Raw genomic sequence first — 1,220 nt, 5'->3', positions numbered from 1 at the left:
TGACCTGCCCCCAGTATTAGATACAACCTTCAGTTAGTAATGTCGGTTGATTTTTCTTCATATTTCCCGTTTCGCCAGTCTGCTGCAAATTCAGATGGCGTCTGGTAATTCAGCGATGAATGAGGTCTGGACTCGTTATAGTCCTGCCGCCAGTCATTAATGATTTTCCGGGCATGAAGAACATCGCTGAACCAGTGTTCATTCAGGCATTCATCCCGAAAGCGACCATTGAAACTCTCAATAAATCCGTTCTGAGTTGGCTTGCCCGGCTGGATTAAGCGCAACTCAACACCATGTTCAAAGGCCCATTGATCCAGCGCGCGGCAGGTAAATTCCGGGCCCTGATCGGTTCTTATCGTTGCAGGATATCCACGAAACAGCGCAATGCTGTCCAGAATACGCGCGACCTGAACACCTGAAATCCCGAAAGCGGTGGTGATCGTCAGACACTCCTTCGTGAAATCATCGACACAGGTCAGGCACTTAATCCGGCGGCCGCTGGCAAGTGCATCCATGACAAAATCTATCGACCATGTCAGGTTCGGCGCATCCGGGCGAAGAAGCGGAAGCCGCTCAGTCGCCAGCCCCTTGCGGCGGCGTCTGCGTTTTACACCCAGGCCGTTAAGGTGATAGATGCGGTAAACCCGCTTGTGGTTGACATGAAGGCCCTCCCGACGCAGTAGCTGCCAGATGCGCCGGTAACCAAAGCGGCGGCGCTCAAGTGCCAGCTCTGTGATGCGTAAGGACAGCTGCGCGTCAGCAGCCGGACGCTGAGCCGAATAACGGCAGGTTGAAAGTGACAGACCGGCCAGCCTGCAGGCACGGCGTTGCGACAGACCCGTAGCCTCACACATGCCCCCCACGGCTTCCCGCTTCTGGTCTGTCGTCAGAACTTTCGGCCCAGAGCCACCTGAAGCGCCTCCTTATCCAGCATGGCTTCAGCGAGGAGCTTCTTAAGACGGGCGCTCTCCTCTTCAAGCGACTTGAGCCGCTTCACTTCGGGGACTTCCATGCCGCCGAACTTTTTGCGCCAGGTGTAAAAGGTAGCGTCTGAAATGGCATGCTTGCGGCAGAGTTCCCGGGCCGAAACCCCGGCTTCTGCCTCGCGGAGAATACTGATGATCTGTTCGTCGGAAAATCGCTTCTTCATGGGGATGTCCTCATGTGGCTTATGAAGACATTACTAACATCACGGTGTATTAATCAACGGGGAGCAGGTC

At 54.8% G+C, this 1,220-nt stretch carries 1 protein-coding gene; it reads right to left on the bottom strand.

The window, feature by feature from the left end:
• Positions 1 to 29 precede the first annotated feature (29 nt).
• Positions 30 to 1,150, bottom strand: a protein-coding gene (locus tag PSSD_RS25920) for an IS3 family transposase (RefSeq protein WP_153011531.1) whose coding sequence is annotated in 2 segments (ribosomal slippage) — positions 30 to 892 and positions 892 to 1,150 — 1,122 coding nt in all. Because the reading frame shifts where the segments join, the coding sequence is not laid out codon by codon here.
• Positions 1,151 to 1,220: the final 70 nt, after the last annotated feature.

Source organism: Type-D symbiont of Plautia stali, assembly GCF_001485335.1.
Lineage (GTDB): Bacteria > Pseudomonadota > Gammaproteobacteria > Enterobacterales > Enterobacteriaceae > Pantoea > Pantoea vagans_C.
This window is presented reverse-complemented; position numbering and strand designations above follow the sequence as displayed.